Below are 17,047 nucleotides of genomic sequence, written 5' to 3' on the forward strand. Positions count from 1 at the left end.
CCTGTTTACAGTTCGCCCCGTACGTCTTCCAGCAGCTCGTCAAATGCTTCGAGCAGGAGAGAGCGGGTTTCGTCATCAAGGTCTTCGCTTTCGAGACGGCGGGTAAATACGTCGCGCGGAGTCAGGTCTTCGATATCAGTACCTACGGTAAACAGTTCGTCGGCTTCCTTGATGCGGTTCTCAAACGTCAGACGTGGCTTGATGATCCGGAAGGGGGCTTTTTCAAATTCCCGCACCAGCATATCAAACCGGACGCTCTTCTGCGGGTCAAAAGCAGGCTCTACGACATTCAGCTCCAGCAGAGACTCAAGATTAGTAGATGGAATGTAAGCATCCAGTGCCGCCCAAACCTCATCTACCGTACCCGTAAAGGTGCGTAGTTCGCGGTGTCTGGGCGTAGGTAGAGCCTCTACATTGGTAAGCTTTCCGTCCGTAAGCGTAAGCTCGAGTACATACTTATTATCACTGCGCTCACTGAAGCTAAGCGGAATCGGTGAGCCTGAGTAGCGTACGGTATCGGTCAGCTTCTGGGGCTTATGGATGTGGCCTAGGGCCATGTAGCTGTACCCCTCCGGGAAATGCTCGCAGCCAAAAGCGGCTAGTCCGCCGATGGCGTGTATCTCACGTTCGCTGTCGGACATGGTGGCGCCACTCACGTACAGGTGGCCCATACCCAGGAGCGTGAGGTCGCGGCACTGAGCCTGGTGCAGGTCTATGAATTGCTGGTAATGGGTCCGGATGCCCTGCCGGATGGCCTCAGAGCGGTCGTCGTAGCTCTGACCCGACACCGAGCGGCGCAGGTCTATATCGCGTAGGTAAGGTACCGCGGCGATGGCTACGTTCATGTCCGGGAAGAGGAGCAATGCATCGGAACAGTCGTCGGTGGCGCAGCCCACGACACTAATGTCCATCTGGCGAAGGATTTCGCGTGGAGCATTTAGTACTCCCGGCGAATCATGGTTTCCACCCGTAATGACTACCTTGCACTTGCAGCCGATCAGACGCTGCAGAAAGCTGTAATAGAGACTCAGAGCAGCATTGGACGGAAAGGCCGTGTCAAACACATCTCCCGATACCAGTAGCATCTCAATACCCCGCTCCTCGATGAGGTCGCCGAGCCAGTTCAGAAACAGCCGGTGATCTTCATCCAGCGCATATTTATGTAGCTGCTTGCCAATGTGCCAGTCAGCCGTATGTAGTATTTTCATTTTTCTCTTACTTATAATCCCCTCTCCCGTACCAGAAGAAAGTACCGCTACCCTCTTTTCTCATCAATTCTCACCTTCGCAGTACATAGTGCCTTTTATCAATAGGAATTGATACTCACTTCTCACCGCCCGGCGGCCGCTCCTTGCTTTTCACTAAAAGGTTTACTCCCTCGTGCCTTCGCCGTGTCTTACAATCCACGAGAGCCATTTGCCCTGCGCTTTCATGACCTGCTCGATAAGATCACGAACGGCGCCGCAGCCACCATTACGGGGTGATACATAATCGGAGATAGCGATGATCTCGTCCACGGCATCGGCCGGGCAGGCACTAAGTACCCCCTGTTCCATCACTTCCATATCTGGAATGTCATCGCCCATGTATACGATTTCGTCTTCGGACAGGTTATTGTCCTCGAGGTATTTCTGGTAGATAGCCAGCTTACCATCCGGCGAAGCACCGATGAATATATCCTTCACCCCCAGGTACTCAAGCCGGCGGCGTACGCCGATCTGGTTCTGAGCGGAGATAATGGCCACCCGGTAGCCTAGCTTGACGGCCCGGTTGACGCCGTAGCCATCCCGTACGTTGAAGGTACGTGGCTGTTCGCCACTTTCCAGAGCCAGGATACTTCCGTCCGTAAATACGCCGTCAATATCAAAAATAAAGGTGGTTATACGCTGAAAACGGTCTGTCAGGGGAGGAATCATATATAATGGCCGGGAATGGTATTCGATAGTTAATTCTGAAAGCTGTAAAACAGTATCTGTAATTTTTTCGGTTACACACGAAATTAACGCTATTTTTGGTTTTTACCGTACCATGCTCCGAATGATTATCTGCCGCTTTGTATGGATATAAAGAAACTAGCCGACCAGTATCAGGCCGAGGTGCCGCAAAACATCCTTCCCTTCTGGGAGAAGTATGCCTTTGACAGCCTGTACGGAGGTGTGTATGAAGCGGTGGCTGAAAATGGTGAGGTTATCTCTATGGATAAACCCGTCATAGCCCAGGCTCAGGCTATATGGGCTTTTGCCTGGGCGTATCAGACCATAGAGCCACGCCCCGAGTGGCTGGAGCTGGCTGGTGCAACGGCCGAGTTCCTGCTGAATAACGGGCGGGACAAGAAAGGTACCTGGTACCATACGCTGGACCGGCGGGGGAGTCTCATTTCCGAAAGTACCGATAGTACAGTGTCGCTGTATGTGGTACTGGCGCTGGGGCAGCTATTTAAGGCTACGGGTGAGGCTTACTTTGTGGAGGTAGCTCAGAAAACGCTGGTCCAGACGCTGAAGCGGCGGGATGCTTCTCTGAAAAAGCTGCTTAATGATCCCAACAAGCAGCGGTACCTGAAGCCCCTGGCGGAGCCTGCCCTCATTGGACAAGTACTCCTGGAAGCCGAAGGCTACATGGACCGCAAGTGGTACAAAAATGCTCTCAGTAACCTAATCAGAGAACTTACGGATGATTTTTACGAAAAACGTACCGATGTACTACTGGATCGGGTAACGCCCGAAGGACATTTCTGGGACTGTCCCGAGGGGAGGATTATTGTACCCGGTCATGTATTTGAAACAGCCGGAATACTTATGGAACTGGCCGACCGGGCCCGGAATCGTAAGCTACTCAATCAGATGCTGGATCTGGTAGAACTGACGATACAGGCCGCGTGGGACGAGGTGTACGGGGGGATCTACAATAAAATGGACCTGAAAAGTTTGCCTTCTGTCTACCCCGACTGGCACTACAAGCGGGCGGGGGTACACCTGGAAGCGCTGCAAACCCTGCTAAAGGCCCACCTGCTGTCGGCACGAAAAGGGTACTTGGAAAACTTTGAAAAAGTACACGAGTATGTGTGGGCGCATTTTCCTGATGCAACCAACGGCGAGTGGTACGATGAGCTCGATCGCACCGGACAGCCTATACTCCGGCACAAGATCACCCCACAGAAGGGTTGCCTATCAACCATCAGAAACCTCTACGGCATAGGTCAGCTACTGGGTCTGGCAGCGGATGCCAAGCCTGCCCGACGCCGGGTCTACTCCGAGTCAAAGTGACGCTGGCGGATACTTTCGGTCAACTGGCGGTACAGGCTGGCCCAAGCCGGGTTGAGCTCCTGCAGGTACTCCAGATGCCGCCCTGTAACCGCCCAATCGCCGCGGCGGGCGGGGCCGGTCTGTACCAGCGCCGGGTCTGACGTACGAAGAGCTTTATGGATAGTCTCACTGATCAGCGGCTTAATTATGTCAAAGTCCAGCTGCTCGCGGCCTAGTATGTCATGAGCCACACTAAGCAGGTGATTGGTGAAATTGCAGGCAAACACTGCCGCTATGTGCAGTATGCGACGCTCGTAAGAGTCGATATGGTATACATGCGGACTAACGCTACTGGCCAGCTTCACAAGCTGATCTTCTACATCGGGCTCGGTGGCTTCTATGCAGAAGGTCACCTGGGTATAGTCCAGTTCAACTTCTTTAGTGAACGTCTGTAAAGGATACAGTACCCCCGTGCGAACGGGTACATCACTGTATATATTTACCAATCGCTGCAGCTCAGCCAGTGACTGTGTACCTGAGGTATGCACAATCGTGGCCTGCTCCGGAAATACAATCCGCTCGATTATCTCAGCAAGGGCGTCATCCGAAGCAGCAATAACGAGCAAATCCGCGTCACTATCAGCAAAATTCAGATCCGGCTGTATATCGGCATCGTATAGTACCGAAGTAAGCTTGCGGGCATTCTGTGGGTCACGGCTGTACACTTCGCAGATGACATGTCCGGCATTTTCGAAAGCCTGCGCCAGATGCCAGGCTACATTACCGGCGCCCACAAAGGAAATATTCATACAAGGTAAAGGTTTGTCCAGATATGGCTATGGATGATAGTTCCGGGGCAAGTTAGGACAACTCAGTGGATGTAGCTTATTTCACAGAAATATTTTTGCGGAGCAGCGAATAGGTAAGGTTACTGAAGATGACTTGGCGACAGATATAATCTATGTTATATAGAATAAATAATTTGAATAGTTAATAATCAGCATGTATATGTGACCGTATTGAAGAATTATTGCATAGTTTTCCGCCTTTGTTTACTTATTAACACTCCTGCTGAGTTTTGCACATAAAAGTACTATATGAGATGTGTAAATTAGGTAGTTTTGGTTAATAATCCCATAGTTTTTCAAAACGCTACCGTTTAATCAACTTATAGACACTTTGAGGTATCCAGTTATTGATGTAATCATCCCTGCTTTTAATGAAGAAAATGCAGTGGGTAGTGTAGTGAAAGACCTGCCCCAGAGTTGGGTACGTGAAGTAGTAGTAGTAGATAACAACTCCCGCGATGCAACCCGTCGTTCCGCCGAGGAAGCCGGGGCTACCGTGCTGGATGAATCCCGACAAGGCTACGGCTATGCCTGCCTCAAAGGGATTGAGTACATTAAAGCCAAACCCACTCCACCGGATATTATCGTCTTTATCGACGCCGACTACTCCGACTATCCTGAGGAGCTGCCCCAGCTGGTAACCCATCTGACCGAACATAATCTGGATCTGGTGATTGGTTCGCGGGCGCTGGGTAAGCGGGAGGCAGGCTCCATGACGCCCCAGCAGGTATTTGGCAACTGGCTCGCCACTACCCTGATCCGCCGGTTGTACGGAGTACATTACACGGATCTGGGACCTTTCCGGGCGGTACGTTTTCAGAAATTACTGGACATGGACATGCAGGATACCACCTACGGCTGGACTGTAGAGATGCAACTCAAAGCCGCCAAAATGGGCTTTCGCACGGGTGAGGTACCCGTTACATACCGCCGGCGCATTGGTCACTCCAAAATATCCGGTACCTTTAAAGGTACCCTTCTCGCCGGTTATAAAATATTGAGCTGGATCTTTAAGTATAGGTGATAAGGTCACTCGTAGTTTGTGTATAATAAGTAAATCTGGTTACTTTACTTAACCAGTGCCTTTATTATATCCACACACTATGCTGAAACTTGTACACCTATGCCTGCTGGGAGGTTTAACCGTCCCTTTTTATGCTTCTTTAGCGCAGGACTGTAAACCTGCTGTAAGTATCAATGGAGCCTCTGCTATCTGCGAAGGCGAAAGTACCGTACTTCATACCCGTTCACATCCCGGAGTAACTCTGCGCTGGCTTCACAATGGACAACCCATCGAAAAAAGTACAGATACACTACTACACGTAAAACAAGCGGGTGAATACAGAGTAGAAGCTACCCGGCGGGAGGAAAAATGGGAGTGGAGTCTGTCAGGAGCGCAGGGGAATTCTTTTAATGATGTACAGTTTGTTGGTAATAACTACGGGTGGATTGTGGGTGACAATGGCACCATCATGCGCACTACCGACGGCAGTACCTGGAGTACTACCCCGATAGGATTATCTAACCATTTCTTATCCGTATCCTTCGTAAACTCACTGACCGGATGGGTCGCCGGTGAAAAGGGACTCATGATGAAGACTACCGACGGAGGTACTACCTGGGTCAGGCAGAGTATATCCATTCAGAATGCTATACAAAAGATAAAGTTCATCAACGAAAACGTAGGCTTTGCCTTAGGCGACGGGCGACTCTTTAAGACTACCGACGGAGGTGGTTCGTGGGTGACTCTCAATGTACCTAATGCTGGTTCGCTCCATGATTTTTCGTTTGTTGATGAGAGTGTGGGTTGGGTAGTATCAGAGAATACAATCTACAAAACCCTCGATAGAGGTAGTTCCTGGACATCGCGGAGAAGCAATTATCGGGGTAAAATATATGCGTATGACCGGAATAACTGCTGGTTTGTCTTCTATGACTTGAGCAATACAAGAATTCAAAAAACCACAGATGGAGGCACTACCTGGTCTGATCACTTCATTACTGATAACTATCTATCTCAGTTCATGGTAGAGCAGGTGTTTTTTCAGGACTCTCAGAAAGGATATATCATTGGTAATTACATCAATAAAAGTAGTCCTAATGTATCATTAAGTAGTGGGGCTGTATGGATGACTACTAATGGGGGACAAGCATGGACTAGGCCATACATTAATGAATTTTCTGCCTTGCCCAAGGCATTAGCCTTTAAGAATTCAACCAATGGCTTAGTGGTAGGTAGAGGCGGATTGCTAGTAGATCTTCATAGTTCCGGTAGTGCCTCTGATACATATCGTAATCGTACGTATCAGGATCTGAAATCAATTGCTTTTTCTTCTAACGCTAATGGAGAGGCTGTTGGCGGGCGTCTTTTGTTAGCGCCAAACTCCAGTAATACTCTGCATGATGATTCTAAAAGCGTTTCAATCAGGTCAACTATCGCAGGAGCGGAGTGGTCAAAAGTAGAAAATACTCGAGGTAGTACCCTATTTCAGATTAGATATAAAAAAGAGGGCGAAATAGGCTGGAAAGTAGGGTTCCGTACCCTAAACGTTACCAAAGATGGAGGTAGTAGCTGGAAAAACATCTATGATGATTTTGGACTACCTTTCAACGAAGGGTACACAATTGCAAAAGCCTATCTACAGATTGAATCATCAGGCTTCTTTCTTACAGCTGACCCTTATGGTACTGGTAGTACTTCGCTGTTCAAATTCAGTAGTAACACACTTACGCGTATAGCTATTCCTTACAAAGATTCTGGTGATCCTCATAATACCTCCTTGCTTGATCTGTTCTTTGTAAATGATCAGATTGGTTTTATCACTACCAGCAATGGCAAGCTGATCAAAACTACCGATGCCGGAGCTAGCTGGTCTGTACAGGTGGCAAAGTCAGGGAGCAGGTTACAGAGGTGCTTCTTTGTGAATGAGCAAGTTGGTTGGGTTATTGATAGTGAAGGGCTTATATTAAAAACAACAGATGGTGGCCAAACCTGGACCAGTCAGCTATCTGGTACGAATGTTTCTTTAAATGCCCTACACTTTGTTTCTGAGCAGATAGGCTACATAGCAGGCGCAGACGGTATAGTATTAAAAACTACAAATGGAGGCGCCACCTGGATACGCCAAAGTACCGGTACCCGAAACACCCTGAATGATATAAATTTTTCGGATCCTGAACACGGCTGGATCGTAGGGAACGACGGTACTATTTTGAAGCTAGTAGTCTCTGAGTGTAAATCACTTTCAGATCCTGTAACTATACAGATGAGTACTTCACCTGAGGCTACGATTACAGCGAGTGGTACCACCGCATTTTGTGAAGGAGGTACGGTGGACTTGATTGCCACCGCAGGCAGCGGATATACTTACCAGTGGTTTAAGAATAATACTGCACTACCTAATGCTACCGGGAGGCAAATAAAGGTGGGCGAAAGTGGTAATTATACCGTGCAGGTAAAAAATGCAGCTGGTTGTGAGAAAGTGTCAGAAGAAATAAAGGTTATAATTAATCCCCTGCCTGTACTTATACTGAACGTGCCATACCAGAGGACATTATGTAAAGGAAGAACTATAGAGATAAAAGTACAGAGTTCTAACTCTGTAGACCGCTACGAGTGGTACAGAAATGGACAGGTCATTACAAATGCAGGAGCGGCTAATCTGGTTATATCAGAAAGCGGTACTTACGAGGCAAAGGTTACAAACAGTGCAGGTTGTACCAGAACCTCGGAGAAAGTAGTCATAAACCCTCCGTACCAGATAAGTCTGGTGGCTGAGGGTAATACCACTTTCTGTGAAGGAGAAAATGTGAAGCTGTCTGTACAGAGTAGTAGTTCCACCCTATCCAGTTACCAATGGTATCGCAATGGTACGACTATTCCCGGAGCCAATGTAAGCTCTTACATAGCGGTAGCCAGTGGAGACTATACTGTCGAAACGGTAGATACATCGCGATGTAATGTTATCTCAGAACCCAAACAAGTCGTATCCAGGCCTCTGCCTGCCAAGCCTGCTATTACAACGGGTAGTAATTTGAAGCTGGTCTCGAGTGCTGCCACAGGTAATCAGTGGTACCTTGATGGAATTGCCATAACCGGTGCTACCTCGGTCGAATATTCACCTGTTCAGTCAGGGCGATATACTGTGCAGGTTACGCAGGAAGGCTGTAGTAGTACCATGTCAGAGGCCTATGAGTTCATTATTACGGCCAATAATCCTATTCTGCGTACATCCGTAGTGATCTATCCTAATCCTGTGAGCGAGCAGTTATTCATATCTATACAAGATGTAGCCGGCTCTATCCTGGTGGAACTGATTAATTCGGCCGGGCAGAAGGTAGCTCAAAAACATACCTATATTGCCAATCAGCAGACCACTATTTTACCTTTTGAGGTGGGAGGATTGGCCGCAGGTACGTATGTGGTGAGGGTACAAAGTTCTGCCTTCACGAAAACTACACAAGTAATCCTGATCCAGTAGCTAATTTTGTAGAATACCTTCTCTTAGAATCATTTTAGCATTTATAGCTGTTATCGAAAAACCTCTTTGCTATAAGTTCTCGTAAATAAGGTGTATGATAATTATTGGGGGGTGATATAAGTATAGGTGATAATTTTCAGTACTTTAGTACTACATCATCCACCCGGTTCTACTCATGAAACACCATCTACGCTATACCTTTTTGGGGGCACTTGTACTGCAGCTCACCGCTGCTCACTCCTATGCCCAGGACTGCAAACCTGCCTTACGGGTGGAGGGAGCTACTACCTTCTGCGAGGGCGATAGTATGCGATTGCTTACTTCCGGTAAGCCCAATACTACCTTTCGCTGGCTGCATAACGGTACGCCTCTGGCGCTACAAAACGATACAGTACTAAGCGTGAAACAGGCGGGCGAGTACAAGCTCGAATCATCCACCCGTCAGGGATCGTGGAAGGTAGTGCAGGAGAAACTTACGAACTTTAATCTGTTCTCAGCGGCTTTTGATGGGGAAGAGCTATGGATGACCGGAGGTGAAAACGTCCTGAGCTTATATACCTATCCGGCTACGTCTACCCATGTGGCACTTGGCGTAAAGTCAGATGGCTCGGTCTATAAGCGGGAGGAGACGCATCCTAAGGCTCCTTACTATAAGATACACTTTGCAGAGGCAAGGAGCCAGGACAGCCGCAAGCTTCCCTTTGGATGGCGACTGGGAGACCGCGTAGGTGAGGTAACCAACGATGGAGGAGCTACCTGGCAACCCATCTCTTTCAACGGGACTATCAACACAAGTCTGATTGATTTCTCGGATGGCTATTTGAGGGATCCCGCTAATGGTGTTTTGGTGGGTAAATTATACAGTCATAAAATTGCCGGATCGTCACAATTGGTCATGCGCTTTCAGAATAATCAGGCATATCCGATTGAAATCTTTTCGAACGGCGTCAGAGGAGGCTACGGCAACGTACCTTATGAGGAGCACATCAGTGGTCTGTCCTTTGGGAATGATAACATTGGCTACGTGGTATCCGGCAGGGGAGGCATCGCCCGCACTACCGATGGTGGCCTTACCTGGACTATCGTGAGGGATAGAAAAACGGATAACAAACCATTGCTCGATGTGTATTTCGCTAGTCCATCGGTGGGCTGGGTAGTGGGGCACAACGGACTCATCTACAAAACTACCGATGCCGGAGAAACCTGGGAGGACCAGTCGGTAACGGAGCCATATAGCTTAACTAAAATCAAGTTTCTTGATCATAACCGGGGCTATGCCATCGGGTACGAGGGTGCTGATTATCTGTCGTTGAAAGGAGTACTGCTGGAGACAAGCAACGGCGGTAAGACCTGGACACGGGTAGCCCTGCCGGAGCAGCTTCCATTCAACGACATCCTCTTCACCGATCCGGATCATGGCTGGATCATTGGTAATAATGGTACTGTTATCCAGTATACTGCCTCGTACTGCACTTCGGAGTCCGATCCTGTTACTATTAAAGTAAATCCCCTGCCTGCCAAACCTACCATCACCGCCAACGCGGATATGAAGCTGGTCTCTAGTGCCTCTGCGGGTAATCAGTGGTACTTCAATGGCACCGCTATCGCCGGAGCTACGGCTGCTGAATACTCGCCTATTCAGTCGGGCCGCTATGCCGTACAGACTACCCAGACCGGCTGCAGCAGCGCCATGTCCGAAGCTTTTGAGTTTGTCGTGACGGCTACCGATCCGGCCCTGACGGGCTCGGTTATGCTTTATCCCAATCCTACCAGTGATCAGTTGCATGTATCGCTGAAAGACCTGAACGGGGCGGTGCATATCGAGCTGATCAGTGCGGACGGGCGACTGGTCAGGCAGGAGCAGGTAGCTTCTACAAATCAGCAAAGTGTTATACCTTTGGAGCTGAAAGGACTGGCTCCGGGAGCTTATGTGGTTAGAGTTCGGAGTGCAGCCTTTACTAAAACCAGTAAGGTGATTCTGAACCAGTAGTTATTTTGTCCGAAACCCTATCCTACATCGTCCTTGTCCTGTACCTGCTACCCATGCTGTTTATCTTCGGGTATAGCCTGACGCAGCTGAGTCTGGTTATTTTGTACTGGAAGGAGAAGGGAGGAAGGCAGGAAGGGATAAAAGGAGGAAAGGCGGCCACCGCTGCCACGGTGGCCGCTGCGGAGGAGAGTACTTCCGGCTTAGTACCCTGGCCGAAGGTAACGGTACAGTTGCCGGTGTACAATGAGCGATACGTGGTAGAGCGGCTAATTGATACCATCGTAGCCTTTGACTACCCGCGTGGGCAGCTGGAAGTACAGATCCTGGACGACTCCACTGACGATACGACCGAGATTATAGCCCGCAAGATAGCCAAGTACCAGGCCGCTGGATACACCATTGAACACATTCGCCGATCCGACCGGACCGGCTTCAAAGCGGGGGCGCTGGCTTATGGTCTGGATAGAGCACAGGGCGAATTTATAGCCATCTTTGACGCTGATTTTCTGCCACCCGCTGATTTCCTGAAAAGAACAGTACCTTACTTCCAGAACTCTAAGGTAGGGGTAGTGCAGACGCGCTGGGGACACCTCAACGAAGACTACTCGCTCATTACCCGCATGCAATCCTTCGGGCTGGACGCTCACTTCACCATTGAACAGGTAGGTAGGAGCGCCGGAGGTCATTTTATCAACTTCAACGGTACTGGCGGTATATGGCGTAAGGCTACGATCGAAGATGCCGGGGGCTGGTCAGCCGATACCCTCACCGAAGACCTGGACCTGAGCTACCGTGCCCAGCAGCGGGGCTGGCGATTTGTGTACCTGGAAGACCTGGTGTCGCCGGCCGAACTACCCGTGACCATGCCCGCCGTGAAGTCGCAGCAATACCGCTGGACCAAAGGGGCCGCCGAGTGTGCCCGTAAAAATCTGCTCCACGTGTGGCGCGACCGCTCGCTCCCGCTCACTACCAAACTGCACGCTTCCTTCCACCTGCTCAACAGTGCCATTTTTATCTGTACGCTGCTGATCGCTTTGCTGAGCGTACCTATGCTGTGGCTGGGAGTACCGTGGGGCTGGCTGGCATTCTTTCAGGTAACTATGGTCATCCTGGCCCTATTTTACTGGACGGCCTTTCAAAAGAAATCGGGCATCGGGAGTTTTATTATCCTGTTCCCCACGTTCCTGGCTATTATGCTTGGCCTTTCGCTACACAATGCCGTAGCCGTGATAGAGGGCTTCCTGGGCCGCAAATCACCCTTTGTCCGTACCCCCAAATTCAACGTGCGTACCCGTACTGACCGCTGGCAAAGTAATGCGTACAACGCCCGGCGCATCCCGCCCCTAACGTGGATAGAGATGCTGCTGGTACTTTACTTTGCTACGGGGCTGGTGTACGGGCTGGCGACGGGGCAATTCGGTGCGGTGGGATTTCATCTGTTGCTGATGCTGGGGTACAGCTTTGTTGCTTTTTATTCCGTACGCCATTCCCTCGTGAGGCCATGAACCGTTACGGGCAGTGGAGTTGGCTTGCGGTTTCTCTGGTAGGTCATGCGTGGCTGGCCTATGCTACCCCCCGCACCGATACCGCGCAGCTACTGCTCCTCTGGTGCGGACTGTTCCTGCTGTACGGTCTCTTGTGGATAAAGCAGGTAGAAAAAGACTTCCTGCTTTTTGTGGGCGCGGCAGTCCTGTTTCGGCTGCTATGGCTGTTTGCTATGCCAGCGCTTTCGGACGATGTATATCGCTTTATCTGGGACGGGCGGCTCCTGTCGCACGGCTACAATCCCTTTCTGCACCTACCATCCGATATTATAGACAAAGGCTGGGCGCAGGAGATAGGACTGGGGCAGGAGCTTTTTCAAAAGCTAAATTCTCCCGACTACTATACCGTATATCCGCCGCTGCTGCAGGGTTGGTTTGCGGTAGCTACGGTAGTAGGGGGGAGTACTTATTCGGCGGCGATCTGGCTAAAGGTCCCTCTATTACTGGCGGAAGTAGGTTCGCTGTGGCTAGTGTATCAACTGGTCAAAGACAGTGCGGGAGGTGAACTGAAAGCTCGCCGGTCGGTACTGCTGTACGGACTGAATCCATTAGTGATTGCGGAGCTAACAGGTAATATCCACTACGAGGGGCTGACTATTTTCTTCCTGCTGGCTTGCTTTTACTTCTGGAAAAATCAGCGACTCCATCTTTCGGCTCTGATGCTGGCGCTGGCAGTGGGAGTAAAGCTACTGCCGCTCATCTTCCTTCCCCTGCTGATCAGTCGGCTGAGACTTAGAGAACAGATAAGGTACGTAGTGATTGTAGGTATCGGTGTACTGCTTCCGTTCCTGCCTTTTCTGGATTGGACTATCTGGTACAACATGTCCGATAGCCTTGGGCTGTACTTCCAGCGCTTCGAGTTCAACGCTGGCCTGTACTACCTGCTACGGGCGGTAGGTACCTGGCTGGTGGGCTATAATCCCATTGGTACCCTGGGGCCGGTGCTATCGCTGATCAGCTTTACAACTATTCTTTTTCTTTCCTTTTACCGGAAGCTCCCCTTCTCCCTGTACGAGCGGGCCCTGTTGATCCTGACGGTATACCTGCTGTGTGCAACTACTGTCCACCCGTGGTACGTAGTACCCCTGGTGGCGCTGGGAGCCCTCACCCGATTCAGGTACCCAGTGGTGTGGTCGGCGTTGCTTCCTTTCACCTACCTGGCCTACGGACAGGTACCTTTCGCCGAAAGCCTATGGGTAGTAGCGGTGGAGTACCTGGTTGTAGGGGGATGGCTGGTGGCGGAGGTCTCTACATTGAGTGAATGAGTGATTGTATGAATGAGTGAAGGGGTATCCATTTACATGGTTCGCTGTATTGTTGGCATCTTTCATTCAAGTACAATGCACTTTCATTCTTTCCTCCTTTCCTCCCTTTCTCCTTTATACTCCGTATTCGGTTTCATCATCTGGGCGTTTACATCTTTTCTCCAGCTATGAAGCTTGGCGGTAAGTGCAGTGGCTACCTTAGGATTTTCTTTCAGGAGATTATGCTGCTCTCCCGGATCGGCTTTCAGGTTGTACAGCTCTTGGGATCCATCCTCAAAAAATTCAATCAGCTTGTAATCTCCCTCACGGATAGCCCATCCGGGCCGACCGCCTTGGTTGCTGTAGTGCGGGTAGTGCCAGTAGAGGGGCCGCTGCGGGAAGGAGCGTTGCTGCAGCAGAGGTACCAAGCTTTTTCCGTCGGTAGTACTGGTACTTTTGGTTCCAGCCATATCCATGAGGGTAGGGTAGAGGTCAGTAAGGGTGACAGGTACCTGAGACTCGTAAGGTTTTTGCCGGCTTTTTGGTAATAATACTAACAGGGGTACTCGTATACCTCCTTCGTAAAGGTACCCCTTGCCATCCCGTAGCGGGTAGTTGGACGTAGCGGGAGTATTGGGTCCCTCCTCCACCGACAATCCTCCATTATCCGACGTAAATATCACCACCGTATTCTGGTCTAGCCCCAGTTCTTCCAGTTTGCGCAGAATACGCCCTACGCTCTGGTCCATGCTTTCGATCATGGCGGCGTAGTAAGGGTTCCGCTGGGTACCTGCGGTAGGTACTTTTTGCTGGTACTTGGTGAGCAGGTCCTGTTTCGCCCGCATCGGAATGTGTACCGCGTAGTGGGCCAGGTACAGCAGGAAAGGGCCACCTTTCTGCTGGGTCAGGAAACGCTCCGCCTCGTCCGTAAGCCGGTCGGTCAGGTACTCGCCGTCGGTGCCTTGCTCCAGTCCGACCATTTGCTCCTTTCCGGTCTGGCGGTTGCGGTAGGGGTAGAAGTAGTTGATAGGAGTACCGCTGTGGTCACCGGCAATATTGGTGTCGAAGCCTTGTTGCAAAGGCCCATATCCTTCGCCGCCCAGGTGCCACTTCCCAATGTGAGCCGTCGTATAGCCGGCCCGCTTAAGGGCTTCGGGTAAGGTAGTGGCGGACAAAGGTAGCTCAGGCAGTAGCTGCGCCCGCAGTAGCTTCTGCGAAGGCCGGTCGGTGCGGCCGGGCAGCCAGTCGGTGATCTGCATGCGAGCCGGGTGCTGCCCCGTAAGCAGCGAAGCCCGGGTAGGGGAGCATACCGGTGAAGGAGCATAGGCTTGTTTAAACTGCACGCTACGCGCCGCCATCCGGTCTAAGTTAGGAGTCTGGTAGTAGGTACTACCATTGAATCCTACGTCCGCCCAGCCCAGATCATCCATCAGGATAATGACGAAGTTAGGTTGGTCAGCCTTTGAGGTAGCAGATGTTGATCCCCCACCGGCGCCCGAACGGCTACAGCCTGATCCTAAGAAGAGGAATGCTCCTGAGAGTACCAGCGGGAGGAAAAACGAGAGAGATCTGCTATTCATAATCTAAAAGATTCAGTACCTGAGTAGAAGGGTATGCCCTTCGAGCTACCCCTTTCAAAAGAGATTTTTGTAAAAGATTTACCCGCTCCCCCTTCGGCCCGGGAGGTAGCTGATCTACTTCGGTATTACTCAAACAGGTTGTAGTTGGGGGAGTATCTGTTTCTGAAAAACAGTATTATTCCGCCAGAAGCCACTTTTGTTCCTAAATCCTCATCCATGACTCAACCACTTGATCCTCCCCAAACCATACCCGGTCAACTCCGCTACCTGGGTCCCGGCTTTATTATGTCAGCGGCCATTGTGGGTTCCGGCGAACTAATAGCTACTACTACGCTGGGGGCCAAGGCAGGATTCGTGACGTTCTGGGTGATTATCGTGAGTTGTCTGGTGAAGGTGGCGCTGCAGCTGGAATTTGGCAAGAATGCTATCTATACGGGTACTTTCACGATGTACAACTTCAATAGGCTGCCCGGTGCCCGCTGGCGGGGTACCCACTGGAGCCTGTGGCTATGGCTGTCGTTGCAGGGATTGAAGCTGCTGCAGGTAGGTGGTATCGTTGGAGGCGTGGCCATTGTACTGAACATGGCTTTCCCGGCAATATCCGTGAATATATGGGCGCTGCTTTCGGCACTGATCACGGCGCTGCTGGTGTACCGGGGCTACTATAAACCCATTGAGAAAGGCTCGCTGGTTATGATTGTCCTTTTTTCGTCGGTAGTACTTATCTCACTGGGGCTGCTTCAGGGTACTGCCTTTGCCATACGGTGGGAGGATATCAAGGAAGGGATTAGCTTTAATCTTCCCCCCGAAGCCGTGGCGGTAGCCTTCGGTGCTTTTGGCATCACGGGGGTAGGCGGCGATGAGATTATGTACTACAACTACTGGTGCATCGAAAAAGGCTATGCGGCCTACACCGGCCCCAACGACGGCAGCGAAGCCTGGGCCCGGCGCGCCAAAGGCTGGATCAACGTCATGTACCTGGATGCTATCCTGTCGATGATCGTATATACGGTAGTAACTGCGGCTTTTTACCTGCTGGGGGCGGCGGTACTGCACCGCAGTGGCGAAGTACCCGAGGGCTACCGGATGATCGAAGTACTTTCACGAATCTTTACCGAAACACTGGGTCCCTGGGCTGAAACTCTGTTTCTGGTCGGAGCCTTTACGGCCCTCTACTCCACGCTGTTTACGGCTACGGCCAGTTGGGCGCGGGTGTACGGCGATGCTTTCGGGCAGTTGGGCTGGCTCCCATTCGGTACCGTGGAGGAGCGCCGCCGCTCCATCGCTATCTTCTCCTGGATATTCCCTTTTGCGTGGTGCGTTTTCTTCCTGTTCTTCCAGTCGCCTGTCATGATGGTCATTCTGGGCGGTATTGCTACCTCCGTCCTCCTGATCCTGATTGTGTGGGTCGCTTGGGTGTACCGCTACCGCGAGTTACCCAAGGCTCTCATTCCTTCCCGGCTGTACGATGTGTTTTTCTGGATCAGCGTGGCATCCATTCTGCTGGTAAGTGGCTATGGGGTGTGGCAGGTGCTGGGGTAGGTTTTGGTACTTTTGAGTGCTTAATGCAGTTGCAGAAATATAGACATGTCCTTTGTACTTAAAAGACACTTGGAAATCCAGGAAAGGTATCAAACAATCAATTTGACGGAGTTCTCCTTTACTTTTCTCAGTAATATTTCTGATGATAATATTATTGATCTGTTTATCCATTCAAGCCATTTTACAAATGAGTCACTATTGGATATAGTTAGGAATAACCCGGGTGGTCTATTTCTAAAACAGGCGTTTGATATGGAGCATACCAAAGTAGCTGATTTTAAAAAGTATAGTAAAGGAGAGACAACAAAGTTTTTAGTTGATTTTGTAAACGAACCAAACTGGGGGGGTGATAGGGGTGATTTTGTTAAGCTACTTGATAGGTACTTTCTTATTCATAGTCAACTTAACGACGCAGTCTTTTATGTAATCAGCAAAGATTGGTTCGTTGAAGGAGATAGTAGAGTTCTACACGCTGAATATATGGTTTATATATATTATTTTCTAATCATCCATATAGATAGGAGTTCAGCCACCTTACTAGTGACGGAATGGACTTATGATTAATAAGGTCCTATT

Annotated in this window: 12 protein-coding genes and 1 pseudogene; 9 read left to right on the plus strand and 4 right to left on the minus strand. The window is 50.3% G+C overall.

Annotated elements, in window-relative coordinates; all coding sequences use genetic code 11:
* Positions 1–5: 5 nt before the first annotated feature.
* Entirely contained in the window at positions 6–1,208 is a 1,203-nt protein-coding gene (locus tag JTN23_RS03825; RefSeq protein WP_247232517.1) for an exonuclease SbcCD subunit D C-terminal domain-containing protein, read from the minus strand.
* A gap of 162 nt (positions 1,209–1,370) precedes the next feature.
* Positions 1,371–1,916: a KdsC family phosphatase gene (locus JTN23_RS03830; RefSeq protein ID WP_247232518.1), complete on the minus strand. Its 546-nt coding sequence runs from the start codon at positions 1,914–1,916 to the stop codon at positions 1,371–1,373.
* A gap of 141 nt (positions 1,917–2,057) precedes the next feature.
* Here JTN23_RS03830 and JTN23_RS03835 point away from each other — a divergent pair, with 141 nt between their 5' ends.
* On the plus strand, positions 2,058–3,263 hold the full coding sequence (locus JTN23_RS03835; protein WP_247232519.1) for an AGE family epimerase/isomerase: 1,206 nt from the start codon (positions 2,058–2,060) through the stop codon (positions 3,261–3,263).
* On the opposite strand, the gene JTN23_RS03840 is transcribed toward JTN23_RS03835, so the two are convergent.
* Positions 3,245–4,051, minus strand: a complete 807-nt coding sequence (locus tag JTN23_RS03840; RefSeq protein WP_247232520.1) for a Rossmann-like and DUF2520 domain-containing protein — start codon at positions 4,049–4,051, stop codon at positions 3,245–3,247. The genes JTN23_RS03835 and JTN23_RS03840 overlap by 19 nt on opposite strands.
* 370 nt (positions 4,052–4,421) lie before the next feature.
* Here JTN23_RS03840 and JTN23_RS03845 point away from each other — a divergent pair, with 370 nt between their 5' ends.
* The 6 genes and pseudogenes from JTN23_RS03845 to JTN23_RS03870 all read left to right on the plus strand — a co-directional run bounded on the left by JTN23_RS03845 (position 4,422) and on the right by JTN23_RS03870 (position 13,370).
* Positions 4,422–5,114 (plus strand): glycosyltransferase family 2 protein, encoded by a 693-nt coding sequence (locus JTN23_RS03845; protein WP_247232521.1) that lies wholly within the window; start codon positions 4,422–4,424, stop codon positions 5,112–5,114.
* A 79-nt stretch (positions 5,115–5,193) separates the two neighbouring features.
* A pseudogene (locus tag JTN23_RS25965) lies at positions 5,194–5,772 on the plus strand (YCF48-related protein); the annotation flags it as partial.
* Between the two features lie 255 nt (positions 5,773–6,027).
* On the plus strand, positions 6,028–8,571 hold the full coding sequence (locus tag JTN23_RS03855; RefSeq protein WP_247232523.1) for a YCF48-related protein: 2,544 nt from the start codon (positions 6,028–6,030) through the stop codon (positions 8,569–8,571).
* Positions 8,572–8,746: 175 nt separating this feature from the next.
* On the plus strand, positions 8,747–10,561 hold the full coding sequence (locus tag JTN23_RS03860; RefSeq protein ID WP_247232526.1) for a YCF48-related protein: 1,815 nt from the start codon (positions 8,747–8,749) through the stop codon (positions 10,559–10,561).
* 5 nt (positions 10,562–10,566) lie between these two features.
* A complete protein-coding gene (locus JTN23_RS03865) occupies positions 10,567–12,066 on the plus strand; it encodes a cellulose synthase family protein (RefSeq protein WP_310586702.1) in 1,500 nt (499 codons plus the stop codon).
* On the plus strand, positions 12,063–13,370 hold the full coding sequence (locus tag JTN23_RS03870) for an MptA/MptB family glycosyltransferase (protein ID WP_247232527.1): 1,308 nt from the start codon (positions 12,063–12,065) through the stop codon (positions 13,368–13,370). Before JTN23_RS03865 ends, JTN23_RS03870 begins: the two co-directional genes overlap by 4 nt.
* Before the next feature lie 83 nt (positions 13,371–13,453).
* Here the strand turns inward: JTN23_RS03870 and JTN23_RS03875 are convergent, their stop codons facing one another.
* A complete protein-coding gene (locus JTN23_RS03875) occupies positions 13,454–14,929 on the minus strand; it encodes a sulfatase (protein WP_247232529.1) in 1,476 nt (491 codons plus the stop codon).
* Positions 14,930–15,145: 216 nt separating this feature from the next.
* Here JTN23_RS03875 and JTN23_RS03880 point away from each other — a divergent pair, with 216 nt between their 5' ends.
* A complete protein-coding gene (locus tag JTN23_RS03880; RefSeq protein ID WP_247232531.1) occupies positions 15,146–16,471 on the plus strand; it encodes an Nramp family divalent metal transporter in 1,326 nt (441 codons plus the stop codon).
* A gap of 69 nt (positions 16,472–16,540) precedes the next feature.
* Positions 16,541–17,035: a hypothetical protein gene (locus JTN23_RS03885; protein WP_247232533.1), complete on the plus strand. Its 495-nt coding sequence runs from the start codon at positions 16,541–16,543 to the stop codon at positions 17,033–17,035.
* The last annotated feature ends 12 nt before the right edge of the window (positions 17,036–17,047 follow it).

Origin of the sequence: Telluribacter roseus (assembly GCF_017355915.2) — a bacterium.
Lineage (GTDB): Bacteria > Bacteroidota > Bacteroidia > Cytophagales > Spirosomataceae > Telluribacter.

Excerpts from the sequence above, each read along its gene's own strand:
- JTN23_RS03875 (WP_247232529.1), bottom strand. The coding sequence starts at position 14,929 with ATGAATAGCAGATCTCTCTCGTTTTTCCTCCCGCTGGTACTCTCAGGA.
- JTN23_RS03880 (WP_247232531.1), top strand. The coding sequence starts at position 15,146 with ATGACTCAACCACTTGATCCTCCCCAAACCATACCCGGTCAACTCCGC.
- JTN23_RS03860 (WP_247232526.1), top strand. The coding sequence starts at position 8,747 with ATGAAACACCATCTACGCTATACCTTTTTGGGGGCACTTGTACTGCAG.
- JTN23_RS03870 (WP_247232527.1), top strand. The coding sequence starts at position 12,063 with ATGAACCGTTACGGGCAGTGGAGTTGGCTTGCGGTTTCTCTGGTAGGT.
- JTN23_RS03830 (WP_247232518.1), bottom strand. The coding sequence starts at position 1,916 with ATGATTCCTCCCCTGACAGACCGTTTTCAGCGTATAACCACCTTTATT.
- JTN23_RS03840 (WP_247232520.1), bottom strand. The coding sequence starts at position 4,051 with ATGAATATTTCCTTTGTGGGCGCCGGTAATGTAGCCTGGCATCTGGCG.
- JTN23_RS03835 (WP_247232519.1), top strand. The coding sequence starts at position 2,058 with ATGGATATAAAGAAACTAGCCGACCAGTATCAGGCCGAGGTGCCGCAA.
- JTN23_RS03825 (WP_247232517.1), bottom strand. The coding sequence starts at position 1,208 with ATGAAAATACTACATACGGCTGACTGGCACATTGGCAAGCAGCTACAT.